This window comes from Paenibacillus sp. JT31N7 (assembly GCF_059692095.1).
In genome coordinates this window covers 755,112-772,545 of record NZ_JCAUAT010000003.1, presented here as the reverse complement: position 1 = coordinate 772,545, position 17,434 = coordinate 755,112, and the positions used below count along the sequence as shown (strand labels likewise).

The following is a 17,434-nucleotide window of genomic DNA, read 5'->3' as shown; positions in this document are numbered from 1 at the left end:
CCCCTTACGGGGGATACCTGCGTTGAAGGACCCTTACATTGCCCTGCAAAAATGAGGTATACTGATCTGGCAATACTTAGCCTGAGGAGACTGTTGGCATGAAACCCTTTGAAGATAAACGGTTGTTTGAAATAGCTTACGAGAACGCGCCATTCGCTATGGGCGTTTATTCGCTGGCGGAAGACCGCTGGTTACGGGTCAATCCCTCCTTTTGCCGCATGCTCGGGTATACGGAAGACGAGCTGGCGAAACTCACCGACAGGCGGATCACTTATCCGGAAGATATCGTGCTATCTCCTGCCTCTATCCCTTCCCTTTCCTTCATCGAGAAAAGATATATTCACAAAAACGGCGGGATCGTCTGGGCTGCCGTCGGCCTCTCCCCGCTTTCTGCTGACTCCGGAGAACCTGCCGTTCTTCTGGTTCAGGCCGTTGACTTGACGACACAAAAAATGCGGGAAGAACAGCTTCTAGACAGCGAACGCAAACACCGCCTCATAACGGAAGCTTCGCTGGACTGGATCTCCAGGCACGCGCCGGACGAGCTCGCGACCATGACCTACTCGTCTCCCATCTGCAAAACCATTTTCGGCTACGAGCCCGAAGAAATGGTCGGTCAGGGAGCGATTCCGCTCGTTCATCCCGCTGACCTGGACAGGGTCAACTTATTTCTGGAACAGAACCGCCATACGGAGGGTGACAAAGTGACGTTCCGGTTTCGCTGCAAGAACGGCGATTATGTCTGGCTGGAATCAACCACCCGCTACACGTACGATAAAGACGGGAATGTGAATGAGATCATCTCCATCTCCCGTGATATTACCGAACGCAAAAAAGCGGACCAGCGGCTTCAGGAAAGCGAGCAGCGCTACAAATCGTTGTTCGATCACAACCCCGCCGCGGTGTATTCCATGAACCTGGACGGAGATTATTTGACCGCGAACAAGAATTTGCAGAAAATTACCGGGTTCACGCTGGAAGAACTGATCGGGATGTATTGGGGACCGATCGTCGCTCCTAAAGACCTGCCCAAAACACTCCACCACTTCGAGCTCGCAAAGCAGGGCGTTCCGCAAAGCTATGACTTGACCATCATCCATAAAGACGGGCATCCCGTCGAAATCAATTCGACGAATATACCGATCATCGTCGATAACGAAGTCGTCGGCGTATACGGCATCACGATCGATATTACGGAACGGCAAAGATATCTCGCCCAGATCGAGAAGCTTAGCAGCGAATATACGCTGATTCTCAATTCGGTAACGGAAGGCATTTTCGGCGTGGACTCGTCCGGCAACGCGATGTTTATTAATCCGGCCGGGGCCGAAATGCTCGGGTTTGTCCCCGAGGAGCTCATTGGCAAGCCCTATCTCGGGATGCTGCAAAACACGTTCGGTACCGCGGCCCAGCAGTCCGAGGACGAGGAGGTCATTTACCGTGCCATCCGGGAGGGGCACTCCTATCGTAACAAGGAAGCCGTATTCTGGCGCAAAGACGGCTCCAGTTTCCTTGCCGACTATCACGTGACGCCGCTTATCGATGACGGGGAGCTGCGGGGTGCCGTCGTCGTCTTCAAAGATATTACGGGCGAGAAAGAAATCATACGGGCCAAGGAATACGCGGAAAAAGCCGATCAGGCCAAATCCGAGTTTCTGGCTATCATGAGCCATGAAATCCGCACGCCGATGAACGGGATTATCGGGATGGCCGATCTGCTGGCGGAAACGGAGCTGTCCGAGGAACAGCGCAGCTATGCCGATATCATTTTGCAGAGCAGCTATGCCCTGCTGCGGATTTTGAACGAGATCCTCGATTTCAGCAAAATCGAAGCCGGTAAAATGACGGTTAACCACGAGCCGTTCGATGTCCGCTCCGTTTTGGATCATGTCGTGGAGCTGTTTCATCCGAAAGCCGTGGAGCGCGGCATCCGTTTAACGTGCGAACTGGACCGCAGCATTCCTTCGACACTCATCGGTGACGAGGGCATTTTGCGGCAGATTATCGTCAATCTGGTCGGGAATGCGATCAAGTTTACGGAGAAGGACGGACAAGTCTCCCTTTCTGCCAAGCTCGATAAGATGCCCGAACACAACGATGCCGTGCTGCATTTTTTCGTCCGGGATACGGGCATCGGAATTCCTGCCGACAAGCAGAACCAACTGTTCCAGTCCTTCTCGCAGCTGCACCCGACCATTAACCGCAAGTACGGCGGTACGGGGCTCGGACTTGCCATCTGTAAGAAGCTGGTAGAGCTCCTGGGCGGAGCGATCGGCGTCGATAGCCAGGTTAACGTGGGCTCCACGTTCCATTTCGTGCTGCCCTTCGAGCTGTCCGGCGAAGCTCCCGCCCCGGATTCCGTTCCGGAAAACGCGCAGCGCAGCACACCGGCGCCGTCTCTTGTGAGCGGCAAAGAAAGCGGCGCCCAACCTCCGCCCAAGTTCGGTCCGATGAAGCTGCTGGTTACGGACGATAACCCCGTAAACCGTCTGCTGCTCATTACCCTGCTCAAAAAACTCGGATATGAAGCGGACTATGCGGAGAACGGCGCGGAAGCGCTGAAGGCGGTCCGGTCCGAAACCTACGATATGGTCTTTATGGACCTTCAGATGCCGGAATTGGATGGCTTCGAAACGACCGCGGCCATCCGCCGGTTGAAAGGAGACGCCTCTCGTCCGGCGATTGTGGCGGTGACCGCTTTTGCCCAGAAGGAAGATATGGAGATGTGCCTGGCTTCCGGAATGAACGATTTTATAAGCAAGCCGGTGTTTGCTCCGGAAGTTGAGCGCGTCCTGAAGAAATGGTCGTCGCATGAACTTCTTGAGCCGCACCGCGGGCAGGACTAAATCTGCCGGAGAAATCATGAGCATCTTCGCCTATGCGGAGGTGTTTTTTTGTTGGAACCGTGTAGACTTGGCTTGAATAGACATCTCACACATGTACCAAACGGCCCTGTTGACAAGTGAACATAAAGCGCATATACTGTGAATGTAAACAATTAAGTTAACTTAACAATTAAGGTGATGACATGGACGAACGCTTATACCAGACCGTAAAGGAGATTAACGAGGCCGAATACACGGCCAACCTGCTCCTCTTACAAGAGTACAACGAGCTCCTGCAAGCAGATCTGACCTCCAAGCAAGCGGTCGTTCTGGAACACATTCACAAGCACAAGCGTTTGACGGTCAAAGAACTGGCGGATCTGATGCTGATCACTTCCAGCGCGGTTAGTCAGCTCATCGGCAAACTCGACAAGGAAGGCTACCTCAAGCGAGAAATTAATCCGAATAACCGCCGGGAAATTCTCGTTGAACTCGATCAAGCCGGATTGGATTATTTCGAACGCCAGCAAAAGGTCGAGAAGAGCATTGCGGAACGCTTTTATTCCAAACTGGACCCCGAGGAATTAAACGCGCTGCGCAAAATTACGTTCAAGCTTCAAAAAATTATCGAAGCTGAACTAGGATGACGGACGTCTTACGTCCCTCTTCTGCCCAATACGTTAGGCATCTTAACTATTACGTTAGCTTAATTCTTTTATAAAAAATAGGAGTATTGGAGGGATTTCCATGCAAAACAAACAGAAACAGCTTCAAGAACTTTTTACGGCCATGTCGGCGAAAGGAATTTTCAACGGGGCTTTTTTGGCGGCGGAAAAAGGAGAAATTGTCTTTGAAGGCGCGTATGGCCTCGCGGATAGAGAGACCGGACGCTCCCTTACCGTTCATTCCGTCTTCGAACTTGCTTCCGTTTCCAAAACTTTTACGGCCATGGGCATTCTTATTCTCGCCGAGCAGGGAAAACTTTCACTTACCGATCACGTGGATCGGTGGATTCCCGACTTCTCGTATAAGGGTATAACGGTGAAGGACCTTCTCCGGCATACTTCCGGCCTGCCTGATTATACGCCGCTTTTCATAAAAGACTGGGACCGCACCAAAATCGCCACGAATTGGGATGTCCTGGAGTATTTCAATGTCCACCAGCCTCCGCTGCAGTTTCAACCCGGGGAGAATTGGGAATATACCAATACGGGGTATGTATTATTGGCCCTTTTGATCGAAAAGATATCGGGTCTATCCTTTGCCGACTATATGAGCGAAAAGTTGTTCAAGCCTCTGGGCATGCATTCGACCCGCATTCATAACCGGCGTCTTTCCGGAAACGTACCGCCGGATTTCGCTTTCGGATACGTGTATTCCTTCGAAACGCACAGCTATCACCTGCCGGACGAACAGTCTGCGACCGATTTTGTCGTATACCTGGACGGAATTCAGGGGGACGGAACCGTAAATTCCACCCTGCACGATCTTTTGCTCTGGGATCAGGCTCTGTATACGGAGAAACTGGTCAGCAAAAAGATGCTCGACGAAGCTTTCACTTCCGGAAAACTGCCCGACAACGAGCCTTATTCGTACGGGTATGGCTGGATCATCGAACAGAGGGAGCATTTCGGGAAAGTCGTTTCCCACAGCGGCGGCTGGCCCGGCTACAGCACGAATCTGGCCCGTTACACGGATCACGGAAGAACGGCGATTTATCTCGCCAACACGGATCGCCAGCTGGACATTCAGCAGCGGATTATCAGTGAGGCGGAGAACATCCTGTTCGGGCTCCCCCATTCCGTTCCCGATGTCCCCGCGGAGCTGAAACCCGTTAAGATCGACAAAACCGTGTATCCGCTGTACCGGGGAGTTTACAAGATGGATATTGGACTCGATCTCAGCGTGACGACCTGCCCCGAGCAAGATCAGCTATTCATTCAGTTAAGCGGGCAGCCTCAATACGAGATTTTACCGCTGTCCGAAACGCGTTTCTTTGTCCGGGAACTTCAGGTCGAACTCGAGTTTGCGGCAAAAAAACCGGGCAAACCCGCCGATGAGCTTACCCTGTATCAGTACGGCGAGCAGCGGGGCGTACGCGCCAAGTAACGTCGAGTAAGCGCCGGATAAATGCCGAAAAGGATTCCCCTGCACATTTGTCGTGCGGGGGAATCCTTTTTAAAACGGATCCCGTCATCCCTATGCTCATTATATCCCCATCCTGCCGACGAACCCCGTCATCTTTAGACAGACACAAGCGTTCCGTGCGGCGGGATCACATGCGGAACCGGTTTCAGCGGAATGCTGACCTGCATCTTGAATCCGTTCGGGTCCGACTCGCACTGGATTTCGCCTTGAAGGCTCCGGACCCTCTGCTGCATTCCGTAAATCCCCATACTTCCGAACCCATTCTCCTTCTGCTTCCTGTTTGCTGTGCCCACACCGTTATCACGATAGGACAGAAGCAGATTCTGTTTGCCGCCCGTCAATGTCACATGGACCTCCTCGGCCTTGGAATGCTTCATCGCATTGGACATGAGCTCCTGTGTGATCCGATACACCGCAATTCGCTGTTCATCGTTCAAATAATCTCTGAATTGCTCCGCTTCAAAATAGATCGTAAAATCCGCATGAAGCTGGATGTGATCGAACAAGGCCTCCAAAGCCTGGACAAGACCCCACTCTTTAAGAAAAGGGGGCCTGAGTTCGTTACAGGTCAGGCGGATCTGGTACATCACATCGAGAAGACCGTCTCCGATTTGAGCCAAGCCTTCTTTAAGTTCGTCCGGGCCGAGGCCCGAAGTCCGCAGCTGCTCCAGCTTCCGGTACCAAATAATTTGCTCCTGCAGGGCCGCATCGTGCAAATCCTGGGACAGCCGCTTCCGTTCGTGCTCGGACAAGCTGAAGAACAGACGAAGCAGCCAGGGAGGGGGTTCCTGCTCCTCCATCGTCCGCTTCAGCTCAGCCGATAAATCTTCAATAACCGTTAGATTTTCATACACGACATTTACGTAACGGATCAGGGTTTTAAGCCAAATTCTGTTGGCGGGAAAGCGCGTACTATCCGTCAGCTCGCCGAAAATAAGCCAGAACGTTCTGCCCTTAAACTCCCCGATTTTCAGAAAAGATCCTTCTTCATATTCGAAAACTTCGCCGATCGAGAGCTGCTGGCTCTGATGCTGCCTGATTTTGTTCAAAATAGCCCGGGGCACTTCACCCGTTCCCGCTTTAACCGAGCAGGACGTATAGCCGGTATGGGTTTCGATCAGGGAGACACAGTCGATTTGAAAGATCAGCTTCACCTCAGCCAGCAGCCGCGCCTCCAGCTCCGAGATTTTCATAATGCCGAACAGATCATGAGAAAAACTGTCGAGACTCGCCTGAAGCGCGGAATATCTTTCATCGCTGCGACGCAGCTGCTCCCTGCTATGACGGAGCTCCGCATTGATCATATTCAGTTCGGCCGCATAATATCGGGCTCTATCGTAAAAGCCACCCAAAAAATAGGCGATGATACTGCAAAAAACAGCTCCCGCCGCCTGCATTTCCCATGTCTCCCCGACTACCAAGTAGTCGTAAAGAAAAAACACAATTCCCACAATAGTAGTAACTCCGGCACCCGCAAGACGCCCAGTCCTTTTCATCCGCAACGTTCAACTCTCCTTCAAACTTCTTGGTGCATGTCCATCTTCGTCAATATATCATCCCGGGAATGAACCGATCACGCAAATTTGTTGCGTGCACACGCAAAAATTTCCGATCCTGTAGAATCCGAATTGTTTCCAATGCTATGATTCTAGTTAACCCGAGCCCCTGACACAGGAGAAACGATAAAAATGGAAATTCCAATTGAAATGGGTCAAGAAGAGCTTCCCTTTTATCGGACCCTATTTACAACCTTGATCGAAAATGCGCCGGTCGGCATTTTTATGATGGAAAACGGCGCCTTAACATACGCGAACGATTCTTACGCCAAGCTCGTCGGCTATGCCGCGGAAGAAATACGCCGGTTGAAGTCCGGTTTTCTTGAGCTTGTTCACCCGGAGGACCGTCTTCTCATCGCACATCTATTTTCCGAAACGGACGACAGCCGCAAGGGTTCACCGGTCCGTATCCGTAAGCTGCACAATACCGGACAATGGATTTATACCGAAATCTATCCCACCACAGTACTTGTGAACGGAAAAAAAGTTCAATACGGCACCGTGATCGATATCACGGAGCAAGTGCAGGCACAGCGTCTTCTTCTCGAAAGCCGCGAGCAGATGAAATCGTTGTTTGCAGACAGTCCGGACGCCATCTTCTCCTTAGACGAGCATGGGATATTTACAAACACGAATCCCCGATGTGAATCCTTGACGGGGTATACGAAGGACGAGCTGACGCATATGTCGTTCGTCACCCTCATTGATCCCGACGACCTGCAATCCGCTCTGGACCATTTCGATAACGCGAAACGCGGTATTTCCGGCAGCGCGGACCTTCGCGTCATCCGGAAAGACGGAGAAAAAGTTTCCGTCAGTGTGTCCCACTTTCCTGTAAAGTTGAACGAATTCCTTAACGGCACTTACGGAATCGCCAGGGATACGACCGCTCAAGCTGCGGCAGCCCGGCAAATGGAAGAATTCGTCTATGTCGATCCGGTTACCGGCCTGCCCAACCGCAAGCTGTTCGAAGACCGGCTGGAGCAAACAATCCGTTTCTCTAGAGACGGACGCCTTCCTTTTGCCGTTTTTTCCATCAATTTGAACCGGTTCAAAATCATTAACGATTCCTACGGTCACCAGTTGGGAGACGATCTGCTGGCTCTAGTCACTTGCCGTATCCGGCGGAATCTGCGGCCTACGGATACACTAAGCCGTTTTGCGGGAGACGAATTCACCCTGATTCTGCCGGAAACGGTGCAGGAAGAGGCTTTACGTCTCGTCCGCTCCATACTCGACGGAATGCGGGAGCCTTTTGTGCTGCACGGACATTCCGTACCCTTAACGGCCAGCATAGGGATCGCTTTCAGCAGAGGAAACGGGGAAAGCGCTCAAGACTTGATTAGGCATGCGAATATGGCCATGGACCACTCCAAGAAGCTTCGTACGGACACCTATACCGTGTACACGGAAGAAATAGATCTCCGGACCTCCTACAAACTGCAGATTCAGCGGAATCTGGAAACGGCTGTGGCTAAAAACGAGCTGGAGCTCTTTTACCAGCCTATCTTTGCGTTACAAACCGGCAAGCTGACCGCGATGGAAGCTCTGATCCGCTGGAATCACCCGCGGCTCGGATACATTCCGCCCGCTGATTTTATTCCGGTGGCCGAGGAATGCGGCCTTATTTTACCCGTCGGCATCTGGGTTCTGCAAACGGCCTGCAGGCAGGCCAAAAAATGGCAGGCTTCGGGAGCCGCTCCGTTCAAAGTGGCGGTTAACGTTTCGACCAAACAACTGCAACTGCCTTTTTTTGCCGAACATGTTCTCTCGATTATGAAAGAGGCCGAGCTGGAACCCGCTTGGCTCGAACTTGAAATTACGGAAAGCGTCCTACTGGACGATGTTCATGCGATTAAGGAAAGTTTGCTGAAACTTAAAGAGGCGGGGATTTGCATTTCTATCGACGATTTCGGGACAGGATACACGTCCCTGAACTATTTGCGCGAATATCCTTTCGATAAAGTAAAAATAGACCGGGCGTTCATCGAAGACATTAACCGAGACCTGAACGGGAAGCGGATCGCGTCCGCCATCATCTCGCTGGCGCACAGTCTCCATATGGACGTGGTTGCCGAAGGCATCGAAAACGAGCTCCAGTACAAGTACCTGCTCGGCGAAAACTGTAATGAAGGCCAGGGCTATTATTTTAGCCGCCCCCTTCCCGCAGATTCTCTGGCCGGCCTGCTGAACCGCCCATGAAAACAAAACGCCTGCGCAAAGGGCTGACGCTGCGCCTGATTTTGAGCCTTCTCGTTCTTGCTACCGCTTTCCTGACGGCCGCCGTAAGCGGATATGCCGCCTATCAAGCCAATTTGAAATCCCTGTCCACCAGCTATCTGGAAAACAATTCCCATTATGCGCAGAAGCTTTCAGCAAACACGGGCAACCTTCTCAATCTGATGCAGACGAGTATGAGTTCGATTACACAGCTGGCCGGAAAGCCTTCGTTTACGGAAAAGGATCTCGACATGTGGTTCACGTTTAACCGGCAGTACTTTAATTCGGTGTTTATCGCGGATGAAGAGCGGGATATAACAATCGCTCTGCCCGCCGACGCCGGTTCCGTTGTGGGTACCCGCCTGCTGTCCGAAGCGTCCACACGTGCGGTTGAGTTCAAAAAGCCGCTTATTTCCGAACCGTATGTCGGCACCACCGGACGCCTGATCGTGCTCGTCTCCTCGCCTATTTTTAAAGGGGACGGCTCTTATAGCGGATTTGTAGGCGGCACGATCTATCTGGAGGAAGAAAACGCCCTGAGCAAGCTGCTTAAAGAGCATTTTTACGGGAACGGCTCCTACGTCTATGTCGTCGATAAAGAGTCCCGGCTTATTTTTCATCCCAACAAAGAACGGATTTATCAGATTATCTCCAGCAATGAAGTAATTCAAAAAGCGCTGGCAGGCAAAAACGGCTCTCAAAAAATCGTGAATTCGGAAGGAAACGAATTTTTCGCGGGATATGCGTTTGAGCCGATAAGCGGGTGGGGAATTATTTCCCAGACACCTACCCGTGTGCTTGAGGAACCGCTTGAGCAGATGATTTCGCACCTGCTTATGCAGGCGCTTCCCCTGCTCGGCGTTGTGCTGACCGTCGCCTGGTGGCTGGCGAGCTGGATCACGAGACCCCTTTATACGCTAGCCCGTTATTCGGAAGAATCAGCCGTTCACGCAAACTTGACGATTCCGGCTTCCCCCAGCATTCATTCCGGGCTGTACGAGGTCAGGCAGCTGTACCAGAGCATCAATTCCAATCTCAACCGGTTGAAAGCGGAATCGCTTACCGACGGATTGACGGGCCTAGCCAACCGCAAAGCTTTCGATCTCCTCATCGCCGAGTGGGCGGAGCGGAAAGTTCCTTTCACCCTTATTTTGATGGACGTCGATCATTTCAAAAAAATCAACGACCTTCACGGGCACCTCATCGGGGATGAAGTGCTGAAATATTTGGCTTCGACGCTTCATGCTTTTTCTAGACAAGAAGATTTATGCTTTCGCTACGGCGGAGAAGAATTCGGGATTTTGCTGAAAGGCTGCGATCTCGGCCGAGCCACCCGCATTGCGGAGCGTTTGCGTGAAAAAGTGGAAAAAAGCAAAAGTCCGATCGCTCAGCCTCTGACGGTTTCGATTGGCGTCTCCTTCTCCTACAGCCGGGATACGGACGTCAAAACCATCATCGAAATGGCGGATAACGCGCTCTACCAATCCAAATCCGATGGAAGAAACCGGATTACGATTTATTCGTGACTGGCGCATAGGAAAAAAACGGCGGGAAAGCTTGGAGCTGCAGCATGCAGCTTCTCGCTTTCCCGCCGTTTTTTGTTCGCTCGGCCTGCCGTCTGTTCTCCCTTAGGACGTCAGCCCAGCTCCAGCCAGGCCGCCATTTCCGCGTCGAGCCGCATCTGCAGCTCTTCACGCTCGCGCCACCGCGCTTCCAGCAGCGCAGTGTCACCGCAGCCGCCGAGCTGCTGCAGCTCGGCGTCCGCTGAGGCCAGCTGTGCTTCCAGCGCAGCGATCTGCGCCTCCAGCTGCAGCCGCTTCCGCTCGGCTGCTCGCACGTCGGCCGCTGCGGCTTTCGCTGCGGCCTTCGCCTCCGCCGCGGAGAGCGGCTGCTCGCCCGCGCGCTCTGCGGCGTTGCCTGCGCCGGTCGCGCCCGCCGGTGGCTGCTCGCCCGCACGCTCTGCGGCGTTGGCTGCGCCGGTCGCGCCCGCCGGCTGTCGTCCGCTTCCCCGGACGACAGCCGTCTGCTCCAGCTCGCGCTTTTTCGCCCGGTATTCGTCAAACTGACCGATATAGCTCGTTATTTGACCGTCATGAAGCTCCCAGACTCGCTGCGCAAGACGGTTAATGAAATACCGGTCGTGGGATATGGCAAGCACGGTTCCCGGGTATTCCTCCAGCGCCTCTTCAAGAGCTTCCCGGGAAGCGATGTCCAAATGGTTGGTCGGCTCATCGAGCAGCAGCAGATTCGGTTTCCGCCGGACAAGCAACGCGAGCCGGAGACGGGACCACTCCCCTCCCGACAGCATGCTCACCGGTTTAAACACATCCGTCCCATAAAAGAGATACTTCGCAAGAATGCCCCTTGCTTCGCCTTCTTCAACCCCGGCTTCTAGCCTGAAATAGTCGAGGACCGTCTTTTGAGGGTCTCTCGCTTCCTCCTGCTGTGCCATATAGCCGATCTCCACTCGCGAGCCAAGCTCCAGCTCCCCGCAATCCGGAAGTTCCCGGCCAAGCAGCAGCTTAAACAAAGTTGTTTTCCCCGTTCCATTATCTCCCACCAGAACAATCTTCTCTCCGTATTGAAGGCTTCCTTCCGCTCCCGCCAGAATCCGGCGCTCTCCATACGATTTATGCACGCCGGAGAATTCCGCTACCCGTTTCCCTGAGCGGTCTTGGAGGTTCAAAGCAAAATCGGCGCTTTTCTGCTCCAGAACCGGCCGCCTCATAACCTGCATCCGCTCCAGTGCTTTACGCATTGAAGCCGCCCTTTTGAAAAATTTTTCATTGTCCCCGATCCGCCCCCATTCTTCCAATTTCCGGATCGTCTCTTTTATTTTTTTGATGACTTTCTGCTGTTCCTGATACTGCGTGAACTGCTGCAGCAGCCGTTCTTCTTTTTCATTCATATATCCGCTGTAGTTCGTGTGATAAGTAAAAGCCTCCCCGTCTTCCAGCTCAATCATTTTGGAAGCGGTACGGTCAAGAAAATAACGGTCATGCGAAACGAGGATACAGGCCCCAGGGTAACCTTGCAAAAACTGCTCCAGCCACTCGATTCCCCTTAAATCCAGATGATTCGTCGGTTCGTCAAGCAGCAGCAGATCGGGTCGCATAATTAATTGGGAAGCGAGCGCGATCCGTGTTTTTTCCCCGCCGGATAAGGTTGAGAACTGACGGGCATATGTCTTTTTCGAGATCTGAAGCCCGATTGCAACAGAGTCTATAGCGGCATCCATTTCATAGCCGCCGCCCCGTTCGAAACGTTCCTGGACCGATGCATACGCGTTCAGCAGTCCCTGCATGCGAACCGAATCAGCCGAAGCACCCGGCTCTGCCATCTCGTGCTCCAGCGCCGTCATTTCCTGCTGAAAGGCCGTCAAATGACGGCAGCCGTATGCCAGCACTTCGTATACCGCAAGTCCTTCGAACTCCGCCGGTATTTGCGGCAAATAACCGATCGTCAACTCTTTTTTGAGCGTCAGCATCCCCTCGTCTATACCCTGATGGCGGGAGATGAGCTGAAGCAGCGTCGATTTGCCGCTGCCGTTTCGGCCGATCAGACCGATTTTTTCTCCAGCATGCACCTCGAATGTGACTCCATCCAGCACGAGGTTAGCCGCGTGGTATTTCTTTATCTGTTGACCGTTAACAAGTATCATAATAGATCCTCCTAGGAATGAAGACCCTTTTCCATACGACAAAAAAGAGCCGCGGCAGTAAGCCCGCGACCCTTCTTCGGATGTGAAACTATCCGTATCGGTTAAGGTAGGCGTCTTCTCGCGATTGGTTGTACCGTATTCGTGAAAATGGACAGACTTCTCCCGTTAACCGGAAAAGCATGAACAATGCCAGCCGTAGCAATCGGCAGCTGGCTAATACGGTCGTTAACCTTCTCGAAATTCACCTACCTCACCTCCTCATCATCAAAGTTACGTTTTACTTTAGCATGAAAATTGTAATTTTTGCAAGTTTCGTTCACTACTTTTGCAGGTTCCACTCTCCAAAACAGGCTCTTGCGCACTTTTGGCCCTTGGATGCTTTGACCTTGAACAGCTTCCGGATGCTGTCAATCCAGATAGCTTGCGATCCCTTTTTCCATGAGAAAGTCCATTTCGGCGTCCAAAATATTGTCCACTGTCAGTTCATCCAGCTTGATATCGGGCCGGCTCAATACATAATCCGCAATATCGTCGCTGTCGATATCGACCTCGCCTTTGGCATTTTTGTGGGCTTTGTTGATAAAATCCTGCTCGTATTTCAGCACCGATTTTATTTTTTGCGGGTCCGCTTTTGTTTTCCCCGCTATGTAAGTTACGAGCTCCTGCTCGTTGACCTGCTCTGTCATCAGTCGCCATCTCCTCGCCATTCGGTATCCAACTGCCATTGTACCACATTGGAGGAGAAAAAATTAAATCAAAGAAGCTCCCGCCCGGAACGGGAGCGGATAAAACCTTTCCGTATAAGCCTACGCGGACATTCGCAGACTGCTTGGTAAGTGAGGCACGACGCCTGTGCGGGATCTGCCGCTGCGCAGAATGTGATTCTGGGCGAGGCCGAAGGCAACTGCCGGCTCGACTTCATCACGCTGAGCAAGCTCGACAAGGAGAGCGATATCTCCCATTTCATAAGCGGCTGCCATCATGCGCAGGTAAGCTTTCATTCCGCTCTCAGCCGGATCGGCATACGCGCCGCTCTCGATGTCTCTTCTCACGGCTTCCAGGGACTGCCGGGCCCGGTGCAGGGCCGCTTTAACCGCTCCTTCCGTAGTTCCGAGCCTAACCGCGGTCTCAAGACCGGAAAATCCTAGCACATCCCGGAGCAGGAAAACGGTTCTTTGCAGCGGCGGCAGATGCTTAAACAAAGCAAGGAAGGCTTCTTCGATTTCCAAAAGCCTCTCGTCCCGCGTTACTGTCTGTGCCTGTTCCCTTTCTATAATCCGTGCCAGAACCTGCTTTCGCCGCGATTGGTCGATCCACGTATTTTTTGCGATGCGAAGCAGCATCGCCTCTGCGTTGGCATGCGCCTTTCCTTTTGAAGACATCGCCCTCAACCAGGTCTCCTGCGCCAGATCCTCCGCATCCCACGCGGACTTTGTCATGGACAGGCAGTACCGTTTTAACGTCTGCTGAAGCTGGTTGAGCCGGGTGCTGTCCTTTTCTTTTCCTTTTAACAGAAAATCCGCTGCCGACATCCGAATTCGCCCCCTTTTTTCCTGCAGCCGTTCAAATGCATCCGGCTCCCGGCCTTTAATGATCCTTATTGTATCCTGAGCGTCATTTTCCGGTTGTATGAATCCTTCTGCAAAACGGCATCAAGTTCTTCTTATTTTGATTTTCTTAACGGCAAAGCCGTTGTAATCAGTAAACGAACGATCATCCGAAAAGGATACGCCGTTTTACCGATTCTTAAAATATTTTTAGGATTTAAAATTGTGCCGCCCTTCGTATCTTTTGGAGGGCCGCATTCGTTTACAAGAGGAAATGACATATCGAAACACATTGGAGGTTTTTTGACGATGAGCAATTACGTCCCTTACGTCGTGGAGCAAACGAGTCGCGGTGAGAGATCCTATGATATTTATTCCCGGCTGCTGAAAGACCGGATCGTATTTCTGGGAGCGGCGATCGATGATCAGGTAGCAAACAGCATTATCGCCCAGCTTTTGTTTCTTGAAGCCGAAGACCCGCAAAAGGAAATCAGTTTATACATCAATAGTCCTGGTGGCTCAACATCGGCCGGATTTGCCATTTACGATGCGATGCAGCTCGTGAAGCCGCCTGTGCATACGATTTGTACGGGTTTTGCCGCTTCGTTTGCCGCTATTCTACTGCTGGCCGGAGAAAAAGGCAAGCGCTTCGCGCTGCCGAACAGCGAGATCATGATTCATCAGCCTCATGGAGGCGTTCAGGGCCAGGCAAGCGACATCGCCATCAGCGCTAAGCGGATACTCGGCATACGGGAAAGACTGAACCGGATCACCTCGGAGCGCACCGGACAGCCCATCGATAAAGTCGACCGGGACATGGATCGTGACTATTTTATGTCGGCCGAAGAAGCAAAAGAGTATGGGATTATCGATCAGGTTGTGACCACCATATCCTAAAATAAAAGATTAGCCTCGAGGTCGTCAAATTTCCTAGACGCCTAGATGCAAGCACAGGTTTTTATCTTCCTGTAAAACCTGTGCTCCCTTTTTCCATATCCCGATTACCCGATCGGTAATTCAGCGGATACTATTTTTACGTACACTCCGCTTTCGGACTTCCTCTTTGCTTCCTCTCCCCACCTTTTAATGTTTCCGGATAATTCGGATGCTTTCCTTAGTTTATTCCCGAACATCACATCGGGGTCAATCAACCGCATTTTATTCGTCCGATGAAAATCGTAATCAGTCTCGTTTTCGTTTACCTGGACGCCGCGATGAAGGTGTTTCAGAAGCCGCTGAATATCCGGATCATCCGATGCACGAAGCAAGTCCAGGACCTCCCCGTCCGTCAGGAGCAAGTTGCCGAGCGTAATTATTTTTTTAGCCAAAGCTGCTTTTACCGTCTCCGCCAAAAAATAATAGCCGTAAGCATTTAAAGGATGCATAAAGAAATCGATCACTTCAAGATAGTAGGTTCTAACGAACCATTCGGCGGATTCCATACAGGTGAGTATCATTTTCCCATCAAATGAAGTTAATTTTTTCAAGAATAGTCTAATCTCTTCCAGAGTAATTTTTCCGTGGTGATATTGATCCCGCAGCGTATAATCGACTCGGTCTGCGCATAACGCGGGAGCGGATTGTTCGAGCAGTGTCCATTTGGAGTCATCCAGCAGCAGGCTCCTGTACGCATACCCGTATTTCTCCATAATCTCAGGGATTTCGGATTCCGCGATGATCTGACCGTATATTTTCTCGTGATAGTCTTCCTCTTTGCAGTCCAGCACATAATCGATCACATGTGAAAATGCCGTATGGGACACATCGTGAAGCAGCCCCGCAACCTGTTCTTCCAGAGAACCTCCGAGCCGCCGGATTAAGAGCATGACTCCTAACGAATGCTCGTACCTTGTAACATCCCACTTTTCGTTCACAAGGTAGCTCGCCCCTCCTTGATAAATACCTTTTAAACGCTGTACGGGTCTGCTGAGAATAAGCTCTTCAAGCAGTCCGTCCACAACAAATTCTCCATAAATAGGATCCGATATACGCAACTCGCACCTCCGCTAAACTCACTAGCAAATAGACAAATTGAGCCTACCATAAGTCAGGTGCTTTGTTAAGAGACCGACTTAGGTCTTCTTAGGCCTTTTTCACCGGGCACAAAAAAGCGACCTCTCGCTTCAAGAGCAAGAGATCGTTTTCCAATTTAAAACCGGCATAAGCCGTGCAGCTTCGGTTTACAGAAATTCTTTAGCGACCGCGCCCTTACCGGTAAGGTTATCTTCCGTTTTTTCTTTGTCGGCGGTTTCTGATGGAATCTGGAATGTCCTCACCGCTTTTAACGCCAGCAGTAAAACTCCGCATGCGACAATGACCAGGGCGCTGATGAACAAAACGCTGTCCAGTTCGAAACGCAAGGCGAGAATGCCTCCGATAAACGCTCCCAGCGGTAAAGCCGCGTTGGACAGCGTATGCAGGAAGGCCATCACGCGGCCCATCAACTGAGAAGGAGTGATAATCTGGATCAGCGAAGTCTGGAGCACGTTAATAATACCTGTAAACACGCCCATCAGAAGGATCGCGGAAAGCTTCATCCACAGCGCGGGAACGATCGCGAACAGATACAGTGAAGCCCCCATAAGCAGCCAGGATACGGCGATCATCAGCCCATTTTTTTTGAGCACGTTAATCAGCGCGGACCCTACGAATATGCCGACGAAAAAGGCGATATACAGGAGGCTGTAATATATCGGCGATCCGTAAGAGACCGACATGGACGGGACGGTAATGATGAGAATAGACATCGAAAAGTTAGTCAGTGCAAAAAACGGCAGCATGATTCTAAGAAACGGGCTGCTCGCGACAAACCGGTAACCTTCCACAAGCTCGCTCGTATACTCTCTGATCTTCAGCGGACCCTTCGGCGCGCCTCCTGCGGCTTTCTTCGGCTCCATCTGCTTCTTAAGCTGCACATAGATGAGTCCGGACAGGAAGAGCATTCCACTGGCCAGATAAAACGTGTTTTTCATGCCCAGCAGTAAAATAATAGAGGCTCCGACCAAGTATCCCGCCACATTAATGAGCTGGTCTGTAGACGAGATCATGGCATTGGCTTTGACGATTCTGTCCGGTGATTGGATCAATTGCGGAAGCATTTTATTGTTGGCCGGATAGAACAGCATTGAGAAACAGGATGCAATAAACACGAGGACTAGTATCGCAAGCAAATTGGCGCCCCCGTCAGTAATTAGAAACGGTACCGCCAGAATCAGCACGGCCTGAACGAATAAGGAAATGCTGGCTAGCAGCGACGGAGAATACCGGTCAACCAGCGGCCCCAGCAGAAAGCTGAAAATGGAAGCCGCCGAAATAGCGGTAAACGTAAAGCTCGTAAACGAAACGGAAGCCGTCGATTTCTGGACGAAGTACAGCAGAACGATCGAATAGATGCTATCCGCGATGTTGGCGGAGGTTCTGGATAAATAAAAGCGGACAAACAAACTGTTTTTAAACATGGACATCTCATTTCAACTC

Annotated in this window: 13 protein-coding genes; 6 read left to right on the top strand and 7 right to left on the bottom strand. The window is 51.7% G+C overall.

Translation table 11 applies throughout. The features are described 5' to 3' along the window. The first annotated feature begins 98 nt into the window (after nucleotides 1-98). From AC58P5_RS17915 to AC58P5_RS17905, 3 genes are all read left to right on the top strand, one after another. The gene (locus AC58P5_RS17915; RefSeq protein ID WP_497388817.1) at nucleotides 99-2,846 is read left to right on the top strand and encodes a PAS domain S-box protein; all 2,748 of its coding nucleotides are present in this window, start codon (nucleotides 99-101) and stop codon (nucleotides 2,844-2,846) included. Nucleotides 2,847-3,028: 182 nt separating this feature from the next. Continuing rightward, nucleotides 3,029-3,472: a MarR family winged helix-turn-helix transcriptional regulator gene (locus AC58P5_RS17910; protein ID WP_497388815.1), complete on the top strand. Its 444-nt coding sequence runs from the start codon at nucleotides 3,029-3,031 to the stop codon at nucleotides 3,470-3,472. A 100-nt stretch (nucleotides 3,473-3,572) separates the two neighbouring features. Continuing rightward, nucleotides 3,573-4,934 (top strand): serine hydrolase domain-containing protein, encoded by a 1,362-nt coding sequence (locus tag AC58P5_RS17905; RefSeq protein ID WP_497388813.1) that lies wholly within the window; start codon nucleotides 3,573-3,575, stop codon nucleotides 4,932-4,934. Between the two features lie 134 nt (nucleotides 4,935-5,068). Here AC58P5_RS17905 and AC58P5_RS17900 read toward each other — a convergent pair whose 3' ends face one another. Continuing rightward, nucleotides 5,069-6,469 (bottom strand): sensor histidine kinase, encoded by a 1,401-nt coding sequence (locus AC58P5_RS17900; RefSeq protein WP_497389113.1) that lies wholly within the window; start codon nucleotides 6,467-6,469, stop codon nucleotides 5,069-5,071. Nucleotides 6,470-6,661: 192 nt separating this feature from the next. Here AC58P5_RS17900 and AC58P5_RS17895 point away from each other — a divergent pair, with 192 nt between their 5' ends. Both AC58P5_RS17895 and AC58P5_RS17890 read left to right on the top strand, forming a co-directional pair. Beyond that, nucleotides 6,662-8,731, top strand: a complete 2,070-nt coding sequence (locus AC58P5_RS17895) for a sensor domain-containing protein (protein ID WP_497388811.1) — start codon at nucleotides 6,662-6,664, stop codon at nucleotides 8,729-8,731. Continuing rightward, the gene (locus tag AC58P5_RS17890) at nucleotides 8,728-10,275 is read left to right on the top strand and encodes a sensor domain-containing diguanylate cyclase (protein WP_497388809.1); all 1,548 of its coding nucleotides are present in this window, start codon (nucleotides 8,728-8,730) and stop codon (nucleotides 10,273-10,275) included. The genes AC58P5_RS17895 and AC58P5_RS17890 overlap by 4 nt, the downstream gene beginning before the upstream one ends. Nucleotides 10,276-10,385: 110 nt before the next feature. Here AC58P5_RS17890 and abc-f read toward each other — a convergent pair whose 3' ends face one another. From abc-f to AC58P5_RS17870, 4 genes are all read right to left on the bottom strand, one after another. Further along, nucleotides 10,386-12,410: a ribosomal protection-like ABC-F family protein gene (abc-f, locus tag AC58P5_RS17885; RefSeq protein ID WP_497388807.1), complete on the bottom strand. Its 2,025-nt coding sequence runs from the start codon at nucleotides 12,408-12,410 to the stop codon at nucleotides 10,386-10,388. A gap of 101 nt (nucleotides 12,411-12,511) precedes the next feature. Next, entirely contained in the window at nucleotides 12,512-12,655 is a 144-nt protein-coding gene (locus AC58P5_RS17880) for an RAxF-45 family protein (protein WP_497388805.1), read from the bottom strand. A gap of 162 nt (nucleotides 12,656-12,817) precedes the next feature. After that, nucleotides 12,818-13,096, bottom strand: a complete 279-nt coding sequence (locus AC58P5_RS17875) for a hypothetical protein (RefSeq protein ID WP_497388803.1) — start codon at nucleotides 13,094-13,096, stop codon at nucleotides 12,818-12,820. Between the two features lie 120 nt (nucleotides 13,097-13,216). Beyond that, nucleotides 13,217-13,942, bottom strand: coding sequence for an RNA polymerase sigma factor (locus AC58P5_RS17870; protein WP_497388801.1), 726 nt, complete (start codon nucleotides 13,940-13,942; stop codon nucleotides 13,217-13,219). A 324-nt stretch (nucleotides 13,943-14,266) separates the two neighbouring features. Between AC58P5_RS17870 and clpP the strand changes: the two genes are divergently transcribed. Beyond that, nucleotides 14,267-14,854 carry an ATP-dependent Clp endopeptidase proteolytic subunit ClpP gene (clpP, locus tag AC58P5_RS17865; protein ID WP_042227806.1) on the top strand — a complete coding sequence of 196 codons (588 nt, stop codon included), beginning with the start codon at nucleotides 14,267-14,269 and terminating at the stop codon, nucleotides 14,852-14,854. A gap of 104 nt (nucleotides 14,855-14,958) precedes the next feature. Here clpP and AC58P5_RS17860 read toward each other — a convergent pair whose 3' ends face one another. Together AC58P5_RS17860 and AC58P5_RS17855 are read right to left on the bottom strand one after the other, a co-directional pair. Next, complete coding sequence (locus AC58P5_RS17860; protein WP_497388799.1) at nucleotides 14,959-15,951, bottom strand: HD domain-containing protein; 993 nt, start codon at nucleotides 15,949-15,951, stop codon at nucleotides 14,959-14,961. Nucleotides 15,952-16,137: 186 nt separating this feature from the next. After that, entirely contained in the window at nucleotides 16,138-17,421 is a 1,284-nt protein-coding gene (locus tag AC58P5_RS17855) for an MFS transporter (RefSeq protein WP_497388797.1), read from the bottom strand. Nucleotides 17,422-17,434: the final 13 nt, after the last annotated feature.